This is a genomic window from Actinophytocola glycyrrhizae (genome assembly GCF_042653545.1).
Lineage (GTDB): Bacteria > Actinomycetota > Actinomycetes > Mycobacteriales > Pseudonocardiaceae > Actinophytocola > Actinophytocola glycyrrhizae.
The window spans coordinates 14,534-33,075 of record NZ_JBHSIS010000007.1 but is presented as its reverse complement, the minus strand read 5'-3'; the positions used below and the strand labels follow the sequence as shown (position 1 = coordinate 33,075).

Genomic DNA, 18,542 nt, shown 5'->3' with positions numbered 1-18,542 from the left:
AGGAAACCCGGAAACACGCTGACCTGGTACTCCGCGCCGTTCCTCCCGAGCGGAGGAACAGTTTCGGGCCAAGGCCCGGGATACTCCGTCACCATGTATGACGGTCCCCTGGACGACGTGGCCATCAATGTGCGGACGAAGAGCGGCAGGTTGCTCACCGGCCGGAAGCTGGCCAACAGCCCGGTGACCCGGGCGTGCCTCGAGAGCGGCCGACGACTGGCCGAGCGGGAGCTGTTGGGTTTCGTGGGCGAGGAGCACATGCACCGCCCGCTGTGCACGCTGACGCGGGAGAACATCGCCAACGAGGCGGAGCTGATCTTTCGTGAGGCGCGGCACGACGAGCGCACCGCTCGCGCGCTCTTCGGAACGCCGCCCGACTGGACGAAGGCGGCTACGAGGCCCTCGATCGGCACCATGAAGGATCGGTGGCGCACTCTTGCCCTGTACATGGGCGACTTGGTCCGGTACGCCCTGCGCGACCGGTACTCGCTGACCGACGGGATGCTCGACGAAGCGACACGTGCCGAGCTGCGCGAGGCGGCGGCCTTCAGCGTCGCGGTGGACAAGGTCGCCTACGAGGACATGAAAGTCGTGTACGCCGACGAAACCTCGGCGCGGTTCCAGTACCTGGTGACCGGCCTGGCCGACTTCCACGAGCAGATCAGGGAGGCGCTCGACGGCGTGTACAGGCACTCCTTTGGCTACTGGCGCGACGTGTACGCGGAGATCCTCGCGGCGCGCGGTGTTTCGCTGCGCCCGGGGATCTCCCTCGACGAGTTGACGATGATGCTGACCGGGATGGCCCAGGGGCTCAGCCTGCGCCACATCGGAGCCGCCGGCGGCAAGGTGATCGACCACCACGACCGGCGCTCGATGCTGGGCAAGGCGGCCCAGATCCTGATCGCCGGCGCCATCGACCCGGGAGACGGCCGAGAGGTCGCGGACGTCGTCGACGAGCTGATGGCCGTGCGAGTCCCACCCGACGAGGACCACAGGAAGCCGGGACGGTTCCGTGCCTGGACCGGACGGTTCAGGCGTGGACGGCCTTGATCGGCGCAGGTGTGACCAGTGGGTTCTGTCGTGCAGGGAGCTACGCGCCCGACCGCGAAGCGGGCCTTGCCCGCGCGACCCTGACGGTGGCGCAAGCCCACCGACCAACGGACTCCCTGCCATCCCGGGACCTGCCCGTCCGGCGAGGACAAATGAACAGGGCCGCCCTGCTCGCTCGCGCGAGCCAGGGCGGCCCTGCCCGGCTACCTCCTTGGCCTCACCGGCGGGCGGGCCGTACGACGGCCGCGGAGGTGCCGCCATGCCGGGTCGGCTCGCCGACGGCGGTGACCAGGCCGCGTGGCCCGAACTCCAGGCCCGCCGCGATGCCGATACCCGTGCTCGTGGTGAACGTGTGTCCCAGCGCGGCCAGCCGCGCGCCGGTCGGCGCGTTGATGAACCCCGACTCGGCCAGCGTCGTCGGTGTGTTCCGCTGGGTGGCACGCGGTGCTGCGATCGCCTCGGGGAGGCTCATCCCGAGGTCGATCCGGTTGACCAGGATCTGCAGCACGGTCGTGATGATCGTCGACCCGCCCGGCGAGCCGACCGCGAGGAACGGCTTGCCGTGGTGGAGCACGATCGTCGGTGACATGCTCGAGCGCGGCCGCTTGCCGGGCGCGGGCAGGTTCGGGTCGGGCGCGTCGCCCTGGGTCGGCGCGAAGTTGAAGTCGGTCAGCTCGTTGTTGAGCAGGAAACCGCGACCCGGCACGACGATCCCGCTGCCGCCGAGCTGCTCGATGGTGTTGGTGTAGGAGACGACGTTGCCCCACCGGTCGCTGACCACGAAGTGGTTGGTGTGCGTGCCCTCCGGCTTGCTCGGCGTGGCCGTCCCGGTCTGCTTGCAGGCGCCGCCACCGAACGGGTTGCCTGGCGCGACGGGGCTGACACCGGCCGCGGCCGGGTCGATCTCGCAGGCCCGCTGTCGCGCGTAGCGGTCCGAGAGCAGCTGCCGCTGCGGCACGTCCACGAAGTCCGCGTCACCGATGTAGCGGTTCCGGTCGGCGAACGCGAGCCTGCTGGCCTCCAGGTAGTGGTGCAGGGCCTGCGCCCGGTCCATCCCGGAGATGTCGAACCGTTCGAGGATGTTCAGCGCCTCCCCGACGGTGATGCCACCGCTGGAGGCAGGAGCCATGCCGTAGACGTCGTAGCCCCGGTAGCGCACGTGTGTCGGGGCACGGTCGATCGTGCGGTAGGCCTCGACGTCGGCCTCGGTCATCAGGCCGGCCGGTGGGTCGATGGTGGCGTCCGGCGCGAGCGGCGGCGTCCGCACCGCATCGACCATGTCGCGGCCGATCGGGCCGGAGTAGAAGGCGTCGGTGCCGCGCGCCGCGATCTCGCGGTAGGTGTCGGCGAGGTCCGGGTTGCGCATCAGCGTGCCGACCTCGGGCACCGCACCGCCGGGGAGGAACAGTTCGGCACTGGACGTGAACTGGGCGAGCCGTTCGGCGTTCGAGACGATCTGGCGGCGAACGGCGTCGTCGAGGAGGAAGCCGTCCTCCGCGACCCTGATCGCGGGCCGGAGCAGCTCACCGAGGTCGCGGGTGCCCCATCGCTGCAGCGCGCGTTCCCACGTCGCCAGCATGCCGGGCACACCGACCGACAGGCCGCTGGTCACGGCCCGGTCGAACGGGTAGGGCTGGCCGGTCGCCGGGTCGATGAACATCGTCTCGTCGCCGGCCATCGGGTTGGTCTCCCGGCCGTCGATGGTCGAGACCTTGCGGGTGCGGGCGTCGTAGTGCACGAAGAAGCCGCCACCGCCGAGGCCCGCCACGAACGGGTCCGTGACACCGAGTGTCGCCGCGACCGCGACCGCGGCGTCGGCCGCCGTGCCGCCCCGGCGCAGGACCGCGATCCCGGCCTCGGTCGACTCGAGCGTGTCGGACACGACCGCGCCGTCCCGCCCGACCGCCAACGGCCGCTCACCGGTTGTCTCCGCACCCGCGGGGGCGACACCGGCAGTGAGTGCCGCGGCGAGCAGCACCCCCACCGACAGTGCCGACCCGATCCTGCGTGTTCGCATACCGACCTCTTTCGTGGCGCAGGGTGTTCGTACCGCCAATGTCTTACCGGCCCGGCCCGCCCGGCACAACGGCTCAGCGGCCCTCGCGGGCCTCGCGTTCCCGTTCCTGGCGCGACCTGGCCGCTCGACGGCGCTTCTGGACCCGGTCCAGCCAGTAGTAGATCGCGTCGTACCCGGCGACGCCGACCGCGACCAGGCCCAGAATGCCGGTGATCACCGCGGCGGGGACCTGTGCCAGCACCGAACACAGCACGGCCACGACGATGAGCCCGGCACCGACACCGAGGCTCCACTTCCCGATGCCGCTCATGCGGCCCCCGCGCCGGCTTCCTGGGATGTGCCTGTCATTGGCTGTTCCTTCTCTGTAGGCTAACCGGCCGGTTCGTCGTCCACTTCGATGTCGTAGTCCGCGTTGCCGTTGTCCTTGTCGTACGAGGACACGGTCGCGGTCAACCCGTACCGGTCGGCACCAGCGCTCAGTTCACATCGGACTGATTCCCCCGCCGCCGCCTTGATCGAGCCGGGGCATTCCACCGAGTCCGGCCGCTGCCCGACGGACTTCTCCAGCGCGTCGGCGATGCCCTTCTCCAGGACTTCCTCCGTGATGACCGCTTCCGGCTCGGTCTCCACGCTCACCGAGCAGCCCGTCAGGGCCGGTACCGCGCAGACGACTCCCGCCAACATCGTTCGAACAGCCCGAATCATCCGCACGGTCTCCTCACTCGGTCCACCGCGACGGGACTTTAGCGGTGCCGCGGCGACCGGTCGATCCGTGGGCGGCGTTCGGTACGGGTGCGGTACGGGCAGAGTACGGGCAGAGGAACGTCAGGCGTCCTTCCCGGCAACCGCAACCAGAACCGGCGCCGGACAGGCCGATGTGGACAGTCCAGGTCGACGCCGCCCGGCGGACCGGAACACGAAGCGCGGCGCGCGGTCACCGGTCGTGCGGCGGTTCCCTCGGGCAGGTCGACGGCGTAGACGCGTTCCACTACTGCTGATCACCACAGTGAATCGTTACGGCCGTCATCATTACGCTGCCCGCCCTGCCCGCCTACTGTCGCCTTCGTGACCTTTCTCGACACACCCCGCCGCGCCGTGGCCGGTCTGGTGCTCCTCCTGGTGACGGCCGGGGTGATCACCGGTGCCGCGCTGCTCCAGCGCGGCGTGGCCCCGGAACCGGCGTCGGCCGTGCCCTCGACGTTCAGCGCCGAGCGGGCGATGCGCCACCTGGAGCAGTTCGCGCGCGAGCCACGCCCCATGGGCAGTCCCGCAGGCGAACGCACGGAGCGCTACCTGACGGACGAGTTGCGCGCCGCGGGCCTGTCGGTGGCGGTGCAGCACGCGGTGGGCGTTTACACGGCGGACGGACTGGCCACGTTCGGCCGGGTGGACAACATCATCGCCACGCTGCCGGGCACCGACCCGTCGGGAATGGTCGTGCTGGCGGCGCACCACGACTCGGCGGCGCAGGGGCCTGGCGCCTCCGACGACGGCGCGGCGGTGGCCGCCATGCTCGAGACGGTGCGTGCGCTGCGCACCGGTGACCGGCCGCGCAACGACGTCGTGCTGCTGATCACCGACGGCGAGGAGCACGGCCTGCTCGGTGCGGAGGCGTTCCTGCGTGAACACCCACTCGGCCGGCGCGACGGCGTGGTGCTGAACTTCGAGGCACGTGGCGTCAGCGGCCCCTCGCTGATGTTCGAGACGTCCCAGAACAACGCGCGGCTGGTGGACCTGTTCAACGACACGGTCCCGCACCCGAGGGGCGACTCGTCGATGGTCGAGGTGTACCGGGTGCTGCCGAACAACACCGACTTCACCCGGTTCGCGGAGGCCGGTTTCAGCGGCCTGAACTTCGCCTACATCGAGGGCGCGGCCCGGTATCACACGGCAGGCGACTCGCTGGCCAACCTGGACCGGGGCAGCCTGCAACACCACGGCGACAACATGCTGACGCTGACCCGCGCCCTCGGCGACGCCGACCTGCGCACGATGAGCGCGGACCACGACAACACCTACTTCGACCTGCTGGGCATGAAAGTGAGCTACCCCAACGCACTGGTGTGGCCGCTGGCGGTGGTGGCGCTGCTGCTCGTGGCCCTGCTGACGTGGCTGGCAACCCGCCGCGGGCTGACCACCGTCGGCAGGACGGCACTCGCGGCGGCCACAGCGGCGGTACCGCTGGCGGTGGCGTTCGGTCTGGGCCAGCTGGTGTGGACGGTGCTGACGTGGGCCCGACCGTCCTACGAGACGGGCGGCGGCCTGCTGCACCGCCCGGCACTGTTCAACGCGGCGGTCATGCTGATGGCGGTGGTGGCACTGCTGACGTGGTACCTGTTGTTACGCCGCCGTCTGGGCTCGACCGCTCTGGCACTCGGCGGCCTGACGTGGCACGCCCTGCTGGGCACTGCGCTGGCCGCATACGCACCAGGTGCGTCGTTCCTGTTCACGATCCCGGCACTGATGGCAACCCTCGGCGCGACCGTGGCCCTGCTTGCACCGCGTCCACAGTGGTCAGTGGCGGCACTGGCGGTGGGCTCCATAGCGGGAAGCGCGCTGCTCCCGTACTTCGCCTACATGTTGCTGGGCGCGGTAGGCCTGTCACTGGCAGGCGTGGGCGCGACGTTCGCGGTCCTGTTCGGCCTGCTGCTGCTACCGGCCACAGAACTGCTCCTCCCCGGCATCGGACCCGATTCCGCCGCGAAATCCCGAGGCCGCCACACCACGAAGGCCATCCCAGCCGCGGCACTACTGGTAAGCGCAGCCCTGGTAGCCGCAGGCCTGGCAGTGGACCGGCCCGATGCCGCCCACCCGGCCCCGACCCACCTGGCCTACGTACTGAACGCGGACACCGGCGAAGCGACGTGGGTGAGCGCAGAACGAACTCCCGGCGACTGGGCTGCCACCCACGTCGACTCCCGGAACACAGACGCCCTGCCGAAGGGCTACCAGCGAGGCCCGGTGTGGACCGGCCCGGCACCGGCGATCAACGCGGAAGGCCCAGAGTTGACGAACGTGACGAAGAACAACGACGAGATCACGTTCCACATCCGCTCCCCCCGCAACGCCAGGTCGATCACCCTGAGGCTGAACGAACCGATAACGAGGGCGACAGCCAGGGTGCCGGGCACGAACGCCGCGACAACCCCCGTCACGGGCACCCGCAAGGACACGTGGCCAACAGAACTCCGCTTCCAGGACCTCCCCGCGGAAGGCGTCACGCTCACCATCAGGACGACAGCCCCCAACCCCCGGCTGACAGCCATCGACACCACAGCAGGCCTCCCCGACACCACCCCGATCCCCAACTCGGCAACCCCGAGCACAAGAGAAGACGGCAACGTGACCGCGGTGGCCCGCACCTACACCCTGTAACGACCCAGCCCCGCGGATCGGCGTATGACGCTCGGGGGACCACGGTGCCTGTCGCCACCCTGGCGGCCGAGCCCTGGGACCGCGTCCGGACGTACGCCTTCAGATTTCGCGATGGTGTCGAACGGCGTCGAGCCCGTTCGTTGTCCAGGTGAGAGACCGGCGCCGTTCCCGGTCGGTCTCCTCACCGGATCAACCGCACCCGAGGAGAGCATCATGGCCACCACCTACACCTTCGACGTCTTTTCCACCCTCGACGGCTTCGGCTCCTACAACAGCAACGGCGACTGGGGCGGCTACTGGGGCAAGCAAGGTCCCGAGTTTCTCGACCGCCGCCTCGCCGTGTACAGCGAGGAGCACCGGATGGTTCTCGGGGCCAACACCTTCCGGCAGTTCGTGGAGGTGCTGGGCCCGAGCACCGAGGAGTCGCAGGTGAACGACCCCGTGAACACCCGGATGAGGAACGTGCCGACCACCGTGGTGTCGACCTCGCTGCGGGGACCGCTCGACTGGCCGGACGCGACCCTCGTGAGCGGCGACGCGGTCGACGTCGTCGCCCGGCTCAAGGCGGAGTCCGAGGTGCCGTTGCGGTCACACGGCAGCCTGTCGATGAACCGGTCGCTGATGGCCGCGGGGCTGGTCGACCGCGTCCAGGTGACGGTCTTCCCGGTGATCTCCGGCCAGACCGGAGCGGACCAGATCTTCCGCGACGCCGCCGACTTCGACCTGGAGCTGATCGAGAGCCGCACCCTCGACGGCCGCATCCAGGAGCTCATCTACCGGCCAACGCTGCATGGCTGAGCCCTGACACCGCTTTCCCCCCGTTCCCGAAGCCGATGTGGGCGCCGGGGAACACCGTGACCCAGGCCATGGGAACGGCCACCCGGTACACGTCACCGACAGCACCTGTGGGACGGTTTGGCTTGGGGCGTGGGCGGGTACAGGGCGGGCATGCCTACCAAAGAAGTCCTCGACTATCAGCTCACCGCTGTCGATCTGTCTGCCGACCAGCGCAGGCGTGCCGTGGTCGCGGTCGCGTCCTTGGCCCGGGACGCCGACGACTGTGCCGAGTTGCTCGACATGCTCGGACTCAGTGCCGCCGAGCCGTTCCCGAACGTACCCGCCCCGCGCATGCAGTAGTCGTTTCCGTCCTGTGGCCTCGTGCTATCCATAGGGGGAATAGCGCGAGACGGAGAGCAATGAGCGAGCAGATCATCGCGGGCCGGTACCGGCTGGCCGAACGGCTCGGCAGTGGCGGCATGGGGGTCGTCTGGCAGGCCTACGACGAGCGGCTGCACCGCAAGGTCGCGGTCAAGCAGGTGCTCGTGCCCGCCGAGCTGACCTCCTCGCAGAGTGAGGAGATGATCCGCCGCACCATGCGGGAGGGGCGGATCGCGGCCCGGTTGCAGCATCCGCAGCTGATCACCGTGTTCGACGTGGTCCAGGACGGCGGCCAGCCGTACCTGATCATGGAGTACCTCCCGTCCACGAGCCTGTCCGGGCTGGGGACGCTGCCGCCGGAAGAGGTCGCGCGGATCGGTGCGGAGGCCGCGGCCGGGCTGGCCGGCGCGCATGAGGCCGGGGTGGTGCACCGGGACGTCAAACCGGCGAACGTCCTCGTGGGTGAGGACGGCACGGTCAAGATCACCGACTTCGGGATCGCCAGGGTCGCAGAGGACATCGCCGGGACGTTGACCAGCACGTTCGCGGGCACCCCCGCCTACCTCGCGCCCGAGGTGGCCAAAGGGAACCCCGCGACGTACGCGTCGGACGTGTACTCGCTCGGTGCCACGCTGTACACGGCCGTCGAGGGTGAGCCGCCTTCCGGCAAGGACTCGAACCCGATGGCGCAGCTGTACCGGATCGCGTCCGGCGCGATCACGCCGCCGACGAAGGCCGGGCCGCTGACCGACGTGCTGATGTGGCTGCTCAACCCGGACCCCGAGCAGCGGCCGACGATGGTGCAGGCCAGGGACGCGCTCGCCGGTGTCACCTACGAAACCCCGATACCGACCGCGGTCGCGCCAGCGGCGGCAGCCGCGCCCGCCGCTGCCGAGTCCGCCGCCGCCGAGTCCACCGCCGCCATGGCACCGTCCGCTCCGCCGCCGCCCGACGACCGCACCGGCAGACGTGGGCGCGCCGTCCTGTTCGCGGCCGTCCTCGTCGTCGTGGCGGTGGCGGCCGCACTGGTGACCTCCCTCCTCAACCGCGAGGGCACCCCCTCGACGGCCGCGCCGTCCGGGGAGACCACGCGGACGACCGCGCCGACCACCACCTCCGAGGAGCCCCCGGCCTCGGAAGAGACCACCGAGCCCACTGAGACCACCGAGACGACGACCACCACGACAACGACGACGACCACGCCCCCGCAGCAGCCCCCGCAGCAGCCCGCGGATCCCGGCGCCGCGATCGCCGCCTACTACGCGATGATGCCCGGCAGCCGCGCCGAGGGGTGGAACCGTCTCAGCCCCGGGTACCAGGCCCAGGGCCGCGCGAGCTACGACCGTTGGTGGGGCCGCGTCAGCTCCGTGTCCGCGTCGGAGATCGCCACCACCGGCCCCACGACCGTCGAGGCCACCGTCCTCTACGCGTTCACGGACGGCACCCGCACTCGTGAGCGCCACCGGTACACCATGCTGAACCAGAACGGCACGTGGCTGATCGACTCGCAGGCGGTCCTGTCCAGCAACCCCGCCTAGCGGGACGGTCCGGGTGAGCACCAACCGGGCCCGTTTGGTCGCTCGCTCACTTCGCCCGACCGAGTGACCAGAGCCACAGCGGCGTGATCGCGCGGCTACTCTTTTGCCCCGATGACATCGCATTCGACGTCGCGTTCGGCCTCGCCGAGCCAGGTCCCGGTCGGGGTCGATCCGACCCGGCCCAGCATTGCCCGCGTGTACGGCGCTTTCCTGGGCGGCAAGGTCGTCTACGAGGTCGACCGGCAGGTCATGGCCGAGATCACCGCGGCCGTGCCGGAAGCGGCGGATCTCGCGCGCGGCAACCGCGGGTTCCGCAACCGCGCCTGCCGTTTCCTCACGCAAACCGACATCGGCCAGTTCCTCGACTGCGGCTCGGGCCTGCCGACGGCCGAGAACACCCACCAGATCGTGCAGCGCCACAACGACGAGGCGCGGGTCGTGTACGTGGACAACGACCCGGTGGTGCTCGCGCACGGGCGCGCGCTGCTCGAGGACGACTTCCGCGTCCGCATGGTCGACGCGGACATCTTCGAGCCGCGGCGGGTGGTCGAGAACGAGACCGTGCGCGCCACCATCGACTTCACCGTGCCGGTCGTGCTGCTGCTGGTCGGCACCATGCACTACGTCTGTGACGACGCCGCGGCACCGCGGATCATGCGTGAGTACATCGACGCGCTCGCCCCCGGCAGCTACGTGGTGTTCTCGCACTTCATCGACCCGGAGACCCCGGAGCTGACGCCGATCGCCAAGCGCGTGGAGGACGTCCTCGTCAACGGGCCGATCGGCGCGGGCCGGTTCCGCACCAGGGCGGAGGTCATGGCGATGGTCGATGGTCTCGAGATGGTCGCCCCCAACGCCCAGGACCCGCCCGGTCTCTCGGTGTGTGCCGAATGGTGGCCGGACGGGCCCAGGATCGGCGGTCTCAGTGGGGCTGCTCGCTGCATCGTCGGGGGCGTGGGGCGCAAACCGTAGCGACGAGAGCCGCGGCGCCACTCAGCCTCCAACGGGAGAACGGTCGAGGGGACCCAGGTCCGGTCGCCGGAGGCGCGTCGAACCCGCCCGCTGTGCTACGGGCAGGAAATCAACAGAAACGCCGCCGACCGACCGGCGGCTCCGCTCTGTCCGACTCAGGAGACGTCACGAGCGGCACGACAGCTACCGGCGGCAACGAGCTCCAGCCGGTTTCGCCTGGCAGAACCCTGCTGGCCCCTGTAGCCGGCCGTGTTCTACGCCTCGCGCCGGATGGCGCGGCACACGCGCGGGCAGGTCCACAAGCCCGGGTCCGACCCGACCGTCACCCGTCGTGCCCGGCGTCGGCCTCGGGTTTCTGGTCGAACCAGCCGCCCCACTCGAAGCCGACCTCGGCGGCGAGCGCGTCGAAGATGGGCGTGCCCTGGTCCTCGATCACCGGTGTCTGCGCCATCGCGTCCCTCCGTTCCGGACTCCTCACCGGTGCCGGTCCGCACCCGAGAGCTCGTGACCCCGATACCCCGTATCCGCTCCGCCAAAACCCCTCCTGGGGAAATTCGGCGCCGGTTCGACTGCCACCGATGATCTTCGGTTCCGCCGTGGCCGGGTGGGACCGGGTTTCCTGGGTGTCGCAGGACCACCCTTTCCGCTGGTCGCGGAGCTAGCCTCGAACACATGGACAACGTGATCGGTGCGTTCCTGCGGGCGCGGCGCGAGCTGGTGCGGCCGGAGGACGTCGACCTCGTGCCGGGCGGACGACGCAGGGTGAACGGGCTGCGGCGGGAGGAGGTCGCCACGCTCGCGGGCGTGAGCAGCGACTACTACGTGCGTCTCGAACAGGGCCGGGAACGGCACCCGTCGGCGCAGGTGGTCGACGCGCTCGCGCACGCGCTCGCCCTCGACGAGGAGGCCACCGCCTACCTGCACGAGCTGGCCCGGCCCCGGCCCAGGGTGCGGCGCAGGCGGCGGGAGCAGGTCAGTCCCGCGCTGACGGGGATGATGGCGGCCTGGACGGCCACCCCCGCCGTGGTGCTGGGCCGGTGCCTCGAGGTGCTGGCCGGCAACGACCTCGGCACGGCGCTGTTCGCGGGCCACGCCCACAGCGACGACCTGGTCCGGCTGGTGTTCCTCGACCCCGACGCGCGTGACTTCTACCCGGACTGGGAGCGCGTGGCCGTCAACACCGTCGCCGGGCTGCGTGCGGCGGCGGGCCTCGACCAGGACGATCCCCGGCTGATCGAGACCGTCGGTGAGCTGTCGGTCAAGAGCGCGGACTTCCGCAGGCTGTGGGCCCGCCACGACGTCAGGCAGAAGACGCGGGAGACCAAGCGGTTCCGGCACCCGCTCGTGGGTGAGCTGACGCTGTCGTACGAGGCGTTCACCGTGAACAGCGCGCCCGGCCAGCAGCTGGTCGTCTACCACGCGGAGCCCGGCAGCGCGTCGGCGGAAGCACTGTCCCTGCTGGGCAGCCTCACCGCGTAACCCGTTCCGCACATCGACGCCGCGTGCCCGCACGTGGCGTGCCACCCCCTGCCACGAAACAAGGAGAAGAGATGAAGGTCGTACTCGTCACCGGCGCCAGCAGCGGCATCGGCCAGGCCACCGCCCTGCGCCTCGCGGCCGACGGGCACCACGTCGTCGTCGGCGCGCGGCGGGAGGACCGGCTCACCGAGCTGGCGGACAAGATCCGCGCGGACGGCGGGTCCGTCGACGCGGCCCGGCTGGACGTCACCGACCGCGCGGACATGACCGCGTTCGTCGACGGCGCGGTCGCCCGGCACGGCCGGGTCGACGTCATCGTCAACAACGCGGGCGTGATGCCGCTGTCCAGGCTGGACTCACTGCTCGTCGACGAGTGGGACCGCATGATCGACGTGAACGTGCGCGGCCTGCTGCACGGGATCGCCGCCGGGCTGCCCCACTTCCAGCGCCAGCACGGCGGGCACTTCGTGACCGTCGCGTCGATCGCCGCCTACCAGGTGGTGCCGACGGCAGCCGTGTACTCCGCGACGAAGTACGCGGCGTGGGCGATCACCGAGGGACTGCGCCAGGAGGCGGACCCGAGCATCCGGGTCACGACCGTGTCGCCGGGTGTCGTCGAGTCGGAGCTGGCGGACACCATCACCGAGCCAGGCGCGCGGGAGATGATGCGCGGCTACCGCGCGGACACGATCCCGCCGTCCGCGATCGCCGACGCCATCGCGTACGCCATCGCCCAGCCCGCGAACGTGGACGTCAACGAGATGGTGATCCGGCCTGCTCGGCAGCGTTGATGCCCCGCCTCTGCCGCCCACGCGTCGAACACCCCCTCGGCGACAGATGGCTGTTGCTGGCGAAACCGGCTCAGCCCAGCCACGTGTGCAGGGCCCACCACCAGCGCAGGGTTTCCGGCACCGTGGTCGGGGCCGGGCGGGTGCCGGTCAGCTCACCGAGCTTGCCCAGCCGGTACCGGACCGTGTTGGGGTGCACGTGGAGCGCCTCCGCGGTCTGGTCAAGACGTTGCCCGTGGTCGAGGTACGCGCGGCCGGTGCAGACGAGCTGGTGGTGAAAGGGGTCGGTGCGGTCCAGCGCACCGAGGTACTCCGCCGCCAGCAACTCGGCCAGCACCGGTTGCGCGGCGAGCGCGGTCTCGCCGGCCAGCTCGGTGAGCTGCCGGACACCGCGCAGGCCGGGGACGGCGTGGATCGCGGTCAGGCACAGGTCGTACCGGGTGTGGACCTCGGACAGCGCGGCGGCCGGGGCGACGACCACCAGGTCCGGCACGTCGGCGGGCACCGGGGTGCGGACCGACAACCCGGCCAGACGTCCTTCCACCAGGCCGAAAACGCCACCCGCGCCGGTCAGGCGGTGTTCGAGCTCGCGTGCGCGGACCGGGTCGGCCACGTCGGTCAGCACGCAGTGGTACCGGCCGTCGGGCCGCAGGCCCGCCCGCGTGAGCTCCTCGTCGGCGACGTCCGCGCCGTGCAGCAGCCTGCGCAGCACGTGGGTGTGCGCGTCGCGGGCGGTCAGCTCCGCGCGGTGGTGGCCGCTGATCACGTGCCGTTCCAGCGCGCCCGCGTACCGGTTGAACCGCACGAGCGCGTCGAGCATCTCCTGTGGCGGGACACCCGCGTCCCTGCCGCAGGCGACCGCGATGTCGACGGCACGGGTGCGGCCCGCGTGCACGCCGCATAACAGCGCCTCCAGGGGGATCCCTTGCGCCGCCCGGTCCGCGCCGAGCGCCTCGGCTGCGGCGAACACCTCGGCACCGGGTTCGGCCGGGTCATCGACCGCGGCGATGGCGGCGGCGACCACGACCGCGATGTGGCGGCGGTTCTCCGCCTCCGGCAGGCGCGCGACCTCCGGCGACGCCTCCCGTGCCGCGGTGACCACCTCGTCGACAAGGGCCGGGTCGGCCGCGAGGGCCGCCAGCACCACCCCCAGGACATCCCCGCTCATCGTTCGAAGCCACCGCCTTGTGCGCGAGCCACAACCGGCCGGGAACGCGTTGGCGCCCAGCGCCTACCGCGTCCGCGTGAACCACTGGTTTGCTGTGAGCTACTGAACGGTAACACCCCTGCTCGGAGGCTCCGATGAAGTGGCGTCCCCTGCTCGCGGCCGCGCTCGCGGCCGTGTCGATCACCGCGTTCGCACCCACCGCACCCGCGGTGGCGCTGCGGGAGGTGCTGATCGTCGGCAACAACTGGGAGGGCACGGCCGACGTGGTTGCGTCGACGCCCGACCTCACGAAGATCGGGCGCATCGACGTCATCCCGGACAAGGACGAGCGGCTGCGCGAGATCTACCTCAACCCCGTGAAGCTCGCGTTCTTCCTCGGCATCCGGGAGACCGTCGGCGAGGGCCACGACCAGTTCGTCGACGACATGTACACCACGCCGGACGGATCCGCGGTCGTCGTTTCGCGGCCCAGCTTCGCCGACGTCGTGTCGATCGATCTCGTCGACGGCGGCGTGAACTGGCGGTTCCCGGTGTCGGGCTTCCGCGCCGACCACATGGCGGTCTCACCGGACGGCAGGAAGGTCGCCGTCTCCGCGTCCACGTCGAACACCGTGCACGTGCTGGACATCGTGACCGGCCGCCAGCTCGGTTCGTTCCGCACCGGCGACAAGCCGCACGAGAACGTGTTCACCGACGGCGGCCGGTACGTGTGGAACTCCTCCATCGGCGAGGTCAACACCGCGCTCGACGCCCCGGCACTGGACTGGACGAAGGGCGACCGCCGCATCACGATCGCCGACGCGACCACGTTCGACCAGGTCCGGGTGGTCGACATGCGGCAACGCCTCGACGCGTTCGGCCGCCGCGACCTGTCCGACGCAGTGCGCCCCGCCGTGTTCACGCCCGACGAGTCGAAACTGTACTTCCAGGTGTCGTTCTACAACGGGTTCCTCGAGTACGACGTGGCGACCGACCGCATCACGCGGGACAAGACGCTGCCGAAGAACCCCGCGACCAGCGAGGACCGCACGACGTGGATCAACGACTCCCGCCACCACGGCATGTCGATCAACCCGGCGGGGACGAAGCTGTGCGTGGCCGGGACGATGGACGACTACGCGACGGTCGTCGACCGGGCCTCGCTGCGGGAGGGACCGCTGGTGACCGCGTCGAAGCCGTACTGGGCAACGGTGTCCGGCGACGGTAGCGCGTGCGTGATCTCCGAGAGCGGCTCGGACCGGGTGACGTCGATCGACTTCGCGACGGGCCGCAAGATCGCGTCGGTGCCGGTCGGCGACCACCCGCAACGCGTCCGCGTCGGCCACGTCCCCGCGGACTGGACCGGCACTCCCTAGTGGTTCGTGCCAGTGCCGGAACCACTGGCGGAGGGTTGTTCGGCTGCGGTCGGGTCCGGGTGAGCTTGCGCCACCGCCGGGATTGCGCGAACAAGGCCCCGCTTCGCGGGGCGGACGCGTAGCGCCCGGGCTTTGGTGCCCGACGGCGCGTTCACGGCACAACGAGTGCCGTGAATGGGCCGTTCAGGGCATTGCCACGCCGTCAACGCGCCTTTCACAGCACCGAACCCGGGCTGCGGGGCCCGCACCGACGCAACCCCGACGGTGGCGCAAGCCCACCCATAGGGGTTCCCTGCCCAAACCGCCGCCGACATGCCCCTTCGCCACCCCGAGACCTGCCCGTCCGGCGAGGACAAACCCACAACTCCAACCGGAACCACGCGACCAGCACACGACGACCGACCATTCACACCAACTACGTGCGGTCGGTCGGGAACTCCGCCTCGTAGCCCAGTGACGTGAAGATGCCGGTCAGCATCTGCCGGGTGTTGCGTTCCGCGCGTGTGGTCAGCCCGGCCTCCTTGGCGGCGTCCCCGATCCGCTTCTCGGCCAGCAGGTAGAACTCGCGCTGGTCGGTCTCCTCGAACAGCGACTTGACCCGGTCCCACGCGCCGCGGTCCTGCGAGTACAGGTAGGTGTGTTCCTGGTCGATGTTCGGCTTCGCGAGCTTCGGGCCGGGGAGGCGGACCACCACGGTCTTCTTCTCCTCGTCGACCGTGAGCGCCTCGTCCGACAGCGTGCCGAGGTCGACGTACGCGCTCACCGAGCCACGCGCCACGAACAGGGTCCGGTTCCCGGCGATGACGTCCGGCACCCACGCCACGTCGTGCTCGACGTCGACGACGACCTGGAAGTCGCCCTCCGCGGCGTGGTACTGGCTCAGGTCGCGGACCGCCTGGAGCATGGCGGGCCCGGTGCGGTCCCTGGTCTCGGTCGTGAACGGGTTCAGCTTGGGCACCTGGGCGACCAGCCACATGAGCGCGGCCACCACGACGACCACGACCAGCACGAGCCGCCCGGCCTTCCACAGTGGACTGTCCGGCACGATGACCTCCCGTTCCGGCTAGGGTGCCGGTTCGTGAAGGAGACCGACCTGCGTGTTGCCGGCGGGCGAACGCTGCACACGTACGACACCGGACAGGGCGACCTCGTCGTCTTCTGGCACCATGGCACCCCCAACACGGGACTACCCCCGGAACCGCTCTTCGAACCAGGATTGCGCTGGGTGTCCTACGACCGTCCGCGATACGGCGGATCATCGGCTCGTCCCGGCCGCGACATCGCGTCCGCCGCCGAGGACGCCGAGGTGGTCGCGGACGCGCTCGGTGTCGACACCTTCGCCCTGCTGGGCCATTCGGGTGGTGGTCCGCACGCACTCGCGTGCGCCGCGCTGCTGCCCGGGCGGGTGCGGGCGGTGGCCGCGATCTCCTGCCTGGCCCCGTTCGGCGCGGCCGGGCTCGACTGGTTCGCCGGCATGGGCCCGAACAGCGCGGCGACCCTGCGCGCCGCGGCGACCGGCCGCGCGGCCCGTGAGCAGGTCGAACCGGGCGACCCGGACTTCACCCCGGCCGACTGGGCGGCATTGGCGGGCACGTGGTCGTGGTTCGGCGAGGTCGTCGGCCCGGCGCTGGCAGGCGACCGGCACGCGCCGGTCGACGACGACCTCGCCTACGCGGGCCCGTGGGGCTTCGGCCCGGCCGCGATCACGGCGAAGACCCTGCTCATGCACGGCCGCGACGACATCATGGTCCCCGCGGCGCACAGCGAATGGCTGGCACGCCACATCCCCGGCGCCGAGCTGCGGCTCGTGCCGGGGGAAGGGCACATCTCGGTGCTGGACCACGCCCGACAGGCACTGGCGTGGTTGCGGCTCAGCTCTGGGTGATCTCGACCTTGTTCGGGTAGAAGGCCACGTGGCCTGCGATCTCGGCGACCGCGGGGTAGGGCTCGCGGTAGGTCCACACGGCGTCTGCCAGCTCGCCGTCCCCCGTGACCAGGGTGTAGTAGCTCGCGTCGCCCTTGTACGGGCAGTACGTGCTGGTGTCGGTCGGGGTGATGGCGGCGGGGTCGACGTCCGCGATCGGGATGTACTGCGCAGGCGGGTAGTTCGACTCCTGGAGCACGAGCGCCGCCGTGGTGTCCGCCACGACCTGGTCACCGACCTTGACCATCACCCGTGCCGGGTTCTTCCCGACGGTGATGGGGTGGTCGGGACCTGGTGTCTTGATCTCACGGGACATGGATCACCTTTCGTCGGGTTCTACCCGTGTCAAGTCCCGGCGGGCCGTCGTTGTTCCGCGTTCCACCGATGTGGTGACGCCGGGGCCACCTCCTGCCCGCCTCCCGCGCACCGGCCTTAACCTTGTGCCGCGCGGGAACCTGACGAACGGCGGTGTTGGTGCGCGGGATCGACTACTACGAGCTGCTCGGCGTGGCGCCAGACGCGTCGACCGCCGAGATCAGGTCCGCGTACCGGGCGCTCGCCAAGGCCATGCACCCCGACACGGGCGGCACCGCGGGCGCGTTCCGGCTGCTCCGGGAGGCCTACGACACCCTCGCCGATCCCGAGCGGCGCGCGGGCTACGACCAGGGCGACGACTACTACGACGAGGGCGAGGACGAGCCGGACGACGAGCCGGAGCCGCCACCGGAGCCGGTCCGGCAGCGGCGGCCACGGCCGCGGGCACCGCACGTGCCGACGCTGCCGGTCATCGAGCCCGCCACGGTCCCCTGGTGGGACGAGGTGCGCAGGGTGCGTCGCGTGGTGCTCGAACCGAGGAACGGTCCCGGCCGGACGGTCACACTGATGGCGGCTGGCGCGACCGCTTTTCTTGTGCTAGCAACAGCTCTCCTCGGTGCACCCGCGTGGCTGGTGCTCGTGTTCCTGCTGACAGGCGGCGGCGCGGCGCTCGAATGCGGACGAAGACACCTTGCGGCACAACGGGTCGACCGGGAATTCACCAACGCGTTCGGAAACCGGACGGTGTTCGGTTCACCGGGCGTCGAGGAGGACGAGGTCGCGGAACGGTTGACCGCGGACCTGCTGGCACGGTACCTGGCCAGGATTCCCGGCGTCCGGATCTGTCACGGCCTCGCCGCGGAGGAGGGCTCCGTGTTCGCCGACCTCGACCACGCGGTGCTGTGCGGGCGCAGGCTGGTGCTCGTCGAGTCGGAGTCGTGGCTGCCAGGGCACTACGAGGTGGCCGACTCGGGTGCCGTGCTGCGCAACGGACATCCGTTCCGCGGCGGCAGCGTCCGGCTGCCGGAGCGGCTCGCCGCCTACCGAGCACTGCTGCCGGACGCGGAGATCCGTGGCGCGCTGCTCATCTACCCCGCCCGAGCAGGGGCGATCACTGTCGGCGACGGTCTCGCGTACACACCGGAGCGGTTCGTCCGCGAGATCGGCGGCTGGCTGGCCATCGATCCGTCCACTGTGGACCGCGAAATTTTCTCGACACTGCTGCGCCAGGTCACGTCACCCGGCTGAACTGCGGACATGCGCACGATGGAGTGTGGTAACCCGGAGTTCCAAGCACAGGGCCAAAGTCCACTAGTCCGTTTGCGGTAGCATCTGCTGCGCTTTCCGGCTCGACGTGCGTCGGTTCGTGTTGCCTCCTCCTCGCACAGGAAGGACCCGATGTC

General features: G+C 70.6%; 18 protein-coding genes. 11 read left to right on the top strand and 7 right to left on the bottom strand.

The genetic code is table 11. The features are described 5' to 3' along the window. Positions 1–93: 93 nt before the first annotated feature. Positions 94–1,050, top strand: a complete 957-nt coding sequence (locus tag ACFPCV_RS16120; RefSeq protein ID WP_378056987.1) for a hypothetical protein — start codon at positions 94–96, stop codon at positions 1,048–1,050. Between the two features lie 217 nt (positions 1,051–1,267). Here ACFPCV_RS16120 and ggt read toward each other — a convergent pair whose 3' ends face one another. The 3 genes from ggt to ACFPCV_RS16105 all read right to left on the bottom strand — a co-directional run bounded on the left by ggt (position 1,268) and on the right by ACFPCV_RS16105 (position 3,751). Next, positions 1,268–3,067, bottom strand: a complete 1,800-nt coding sequence (ggt, locus tag ACFPCV_RS16115; RefSeq protein WP_378056986.1) for a gamma-glutamyltransferase — start codon at positions 3,065–3,067, stop codon at positions 1,268–1,270. 73 nt (positions 3,068–3,140) lie between these two features. Beyond that, on the bottom strand, positions 3,141–3,377 hold the full coding sequence (locus tag ACFPCV_RS16110; RefSeq protein WP_378056985.1) for a hypothetical protein: 237 nt from the start codon (positions 3,375–3,377) through the stop codon (positions 3,141–3,143). A gap of 59 nt (positions 3,378–3,436) precedes the next feature. Then, entirely contained in the window at positions 3,437–3,751 is a 315-nt protein-coding gene (locus ACFPCV_RS16105) for a DUF4333 domain-containing protein (protein WP_378056984.1), read from the bottom strand. Positions 3,752–4,132: 381 nt separating this feature from the next. Here ACFPCV_RS16105 and ACFPCV_RS16100 point away from each other — a divergent pair, with 381 nt between their 5' ends. The 5 genes from ACFPCV_RS16100 to ACFPCV_RS16080 all read left to right on the top strand — a co-directional run bounded on the left by ACFPCV_RS16100 (position 4,133) and on the right by ACFPCV_RS16080 (position 10,110). Beyond that, positions 4,133–6,442 (top strand): M20/M25/M40 family metallo-hydrolase, encoded by a 2,310-nt coding sequence (locus ACFPCV_RS16100; RefSeq protein ID WP_378056983.1) that lies wholly within the window; start codon positions 4,133–4,135, stop codon positions 6,440–6,442. A 213-nt stretch (positions 6,443–6,655) separates the two neighbouring features. Beyond that, positions 6,656–7,240 (top strand): dihydrofolate reductase family protein, encoded by a 585-nt coding sequence (locus ACFPCV_RS16095; protein WP_378056982.1) that lies wholly within the window; start codon positions 6,656–6,658, stop codon positions 7,238–7,240. 150 nt (positions 7,241–7,390) lie between these two features. Further along, entirely contained in the window at positions 7,391–7,579 is a 189-nt protein-coding gene (locus ACFPCV_RS16090; RefSeq protein ID WP_378056981.1) for a hypothetical protein, read from the top strand. A 59-nt stretch (positions 7,580–7,638) separates the two neighbouring features. After that, a complete protein-coding gene (locus ACFPCV_RS16085) occupies positions 7,639–9,138 on the top strand; it encodes a serine/threonine-protein kinase (RefSeq protein WP_378056980.1) in 1,500 nt (499 codons plus the stop codon). A 111-nt stretch (positions 9,139–9,249) separates the two neighbouring features. Then, on the top strand, positions 9,250–10,110 hold the full coding sequence (locus ACFPCV_RS16080; RefSeq protein WP_378056979.1) for an SAM-dependent methyltransferase: 861 nt from the start codon (positions 9,250–9,252) through the stop codon (positions 10,108–10,110). 322 nt (positions 10,111–10,432) lie between these two features. Here ACFPCV_RS16080 and ACFPCV_RS16075 read toward each other — a convergent pair whose 3' ends face one another. Then, positions 10,433–10,561, bottom strand: coding sequence for a hypothetical protein (locus ACFPCV_RS16075; protein WP_378056978.1), 129 nt, complete (start codon positions 10,559–10,561; stop codon positions 10,433–10,435). A gap of 221 nt (positions 10,562–10,782) precedes the next feature. Between ACFPCV_RS16075 and ACFPCV_RS16070 the strand changes: the two genes are divergently transcribed. Together ACFPCV_RS16070 and ACFPCV_RS16065 are read left to right on the top strand one after the other, a co-directional pair. Then, entirely contained in the window at positions 10,783–11,589 is an 807-nt protein-coding gene (locus tag ACFPCV_RS16070) for a helix-turn-helix transcriptional regulator (protein ID WP_378056977.1), read from the top strand. A 71-nt stretch (positions 11,590–11,660) separates the two neighbouring features. After that, on the top strand, positions 11,661–12,380 hold the full coding sequence (locus tag ACFPCV_RS16065; protein ID WP_378056976.1) for an SDR family oxidoreductase: 720 nt from the start codon (positions 11,661–11,663) through the stop codon (positions 12,378–12,380). 70 nt (positions 12,381–12,450) lie between these two features. Here the strand turns inward: ACFPCV_RS16065 and ACFPCV_RS16060 are convergent, their stop codons facing one another. After that, entirely contained in the window at positions 12,451–13,545 is a 1,095-nt protein-coding gene (locus tag ACFPCV_RS16060; protein ID WP_378056975.1) for a PucR family transcriptional regulator, read from the bottom strand. A 134-nt stretch (positions 13,546–13,679) separates the two neighbouring features. Here ACFPCV_RS16060 and ACFPCV_RS16055 point away from each other — a divergent pair, with 134 nt between their 5' ends. Then, the gene (locus ACFPCV_RS16055; RefSeq protein ID WP_378056974.1) at positions 13,680–14,900 is read left to right on the top strand and encodes a YncE family protein; all 1,221 of its coding nucleotides are present in this window, start codon (positions 13,680–13,682) and stop codon (positions 14,898–14,900) included. Between the two features lie 415 nt (positions 14,901–15,315). On the opposite strand, the gene ACFPCV_RS16050 is transcribed toward ACFPCV_RS16055, so the two are convergent. After that, on the bottom strand, positions 15,316–15,945 hold the full coding sequence (locus tag ACFPCV_RS16050; RefSeq protein WP_378056973.1) for a DUF4230 domain-containing protein: 630 nt from the start codon (positions 15,943–15,945) through the stop codon (positions 15,316–15,318). 33 nt (positions 15,946–15,978) lie between these two features. Here ACFPCV_RS16050 and ACFPCV_RS16045 point away from each other — a divergent pair, with 33 nt between their 5' ends. Continuing rightward, positions 15,979–16,785: an alpha/beta fold hydrolase gene (locus ACFPCV_RS16045; protein ID WP_378056972.1), complete on the top strand. Its 807-nt coding sequence runs from the start codon at positions 15,979–15,981 to the stop codon at positions 16,783–16,785. Here the strand turns inward: ACFPCV_RS16045 and ACFPCV_RS16040 are convergent. Continuing rightward, positions 16,772–17,140 (bottom strand): DUF427 domain-containing protein, encoded by a 369-nt coding sequence (locus ACFPCV_RS16040; protein ID WP_378056971.1) that lies wholly within the window; start codon positions 17,138–17,140, stop codon positions 16,772–16,774. The genes ACFPCV_RS16045 and ACFPCV_RS16040 overlap by 14 nt on opposite strands. Positions 17,141–17,292: 152 nt before the next feature. Between ACFPCV_RS16040 and ACFPCV_RS16035 the strand changes: the two genes are divergently transcribed. Further along, complete coding sequence (locus tag ACFPCV_RS16035) at positions 17,293–18,387, top strand: J domain-containing protein (RefSeq protein WP_378056970.1); 1,095 nt, start codon at positions 17,293–17,295, stop codon at positions 18,385–18,387. Positions 18,388–18,542 lie beyond the last annotated feature (155 nt).

What these genes read in the sequence shown, in the direction of transcription:
- ACFPCV_RS16120 (WP_378056987.1), top strand. Translation starts at nt 94, where the DNA reads ATGTATGACGGTCCCCTGGACGACGTGGCCATCAATGTGCGGACGAAG.
- ggt (WP_378056986.1), bottom strand. Translation starts at nt 3,067, where the DNA reads ATGCGAACACGCAGGATCGGGTCGGCACTGTCGGTGGGGGTGCTGCTC.
- ACFPCV_RS16110 (WP_378056985.1), bottom strand. Translation starts at nt 3,377, where the DNA reads ATGAGCGGCATCGGGAAGTGGAGCCTCGGTGTCGGTGCCGGGCTCATC.
- ACFPCV_RS16105 (WP_378056984.1), bottom strand. Translation starts at nt 3,751, where the DNA reads ATGTTGGCGGGAGTCGTCTGCGCGGTACCGGCCCTGACGGGCTGCTCG.
- ACFPCV_RS16095 (WP_378056982.1), top strand. Translation starts at nt 6,656, where the DNA reads ATGGCCACCACCTACACCTTCGACGTCTTTTCCACCCTCGACGGCTTC.
- ACFPCV_RS16090 (WP_378056981.1), top strand. Translation starts at nt 7,391, where the DNA reads ATGCCTACCAAAGAAGTCCTCGACTATCAGCTCACCGCTGTCGATCTG.
- ACFPCV_RS16085 (WP_378056980.1), top strand. Translation starts at nt 7,639, where the DNA reads ATGAGCGAGCAGATCATCGCGGGCCGGTACCGGCTGGCCGAACGGCTC.
- ACFPCV_RS16080 (WP_378056979.1), top strand. Translation starts at nt 9,250, where the DNA reads ATGACATCGCATTCGACGTCGCGTTCGGCCTCGCCGAGCCAGGTCCCG.
- ACFPCV_RS16075 (WP_378056978.1), bottom strand. Translation starts at nt 10,561, where the DNA reads ATGGCGCAGACACCGGTGATCGAGGACCAGGGCACGCCCATCTTCGAC.
- ACFPCV_RS16070 (WP_378056977.1), top strand. Translation starts at nt 10,783, where the DNA reads ATGGACAACGTGATCGGTGCGTTCCTGCGGGCGCGGCGCGAGCTGGTG.
- ACFPCV_RS16065 (WP_378056976.1), top strand. Translation starts at nt 11,661, where the DNA reads ATGAAGGTCGTACTCGTCACCGGCGCCAGCAGCGGCATCGGCCAGGCC.
- ACFPCV_RS16060 (WP_378056975.1), bottom strand. Translation starts at nt 13,545, where the DNA reads ATGAGCGGGGATGTCCTGGGGGTGGTGCTGGCGGCCCTCGCGGCCGAC.
- ACFPCV_RS16055 (WP_378056974.1), top strand. Translation starts at nt 13,680, where the DNA reads ATGAAGTGGCGTCCCCTGCTCGCGGCCGCGCTCGCGGCCGTGTCGATC.
- ACFPCV_RS16040 (WP_378056971.1), bottom strand. Translation starts at nt 17,140, where the DNA reads ATGTCCCGTGAGATCAAGACACCAGGTCCCGACCACCCCATCACCGTC.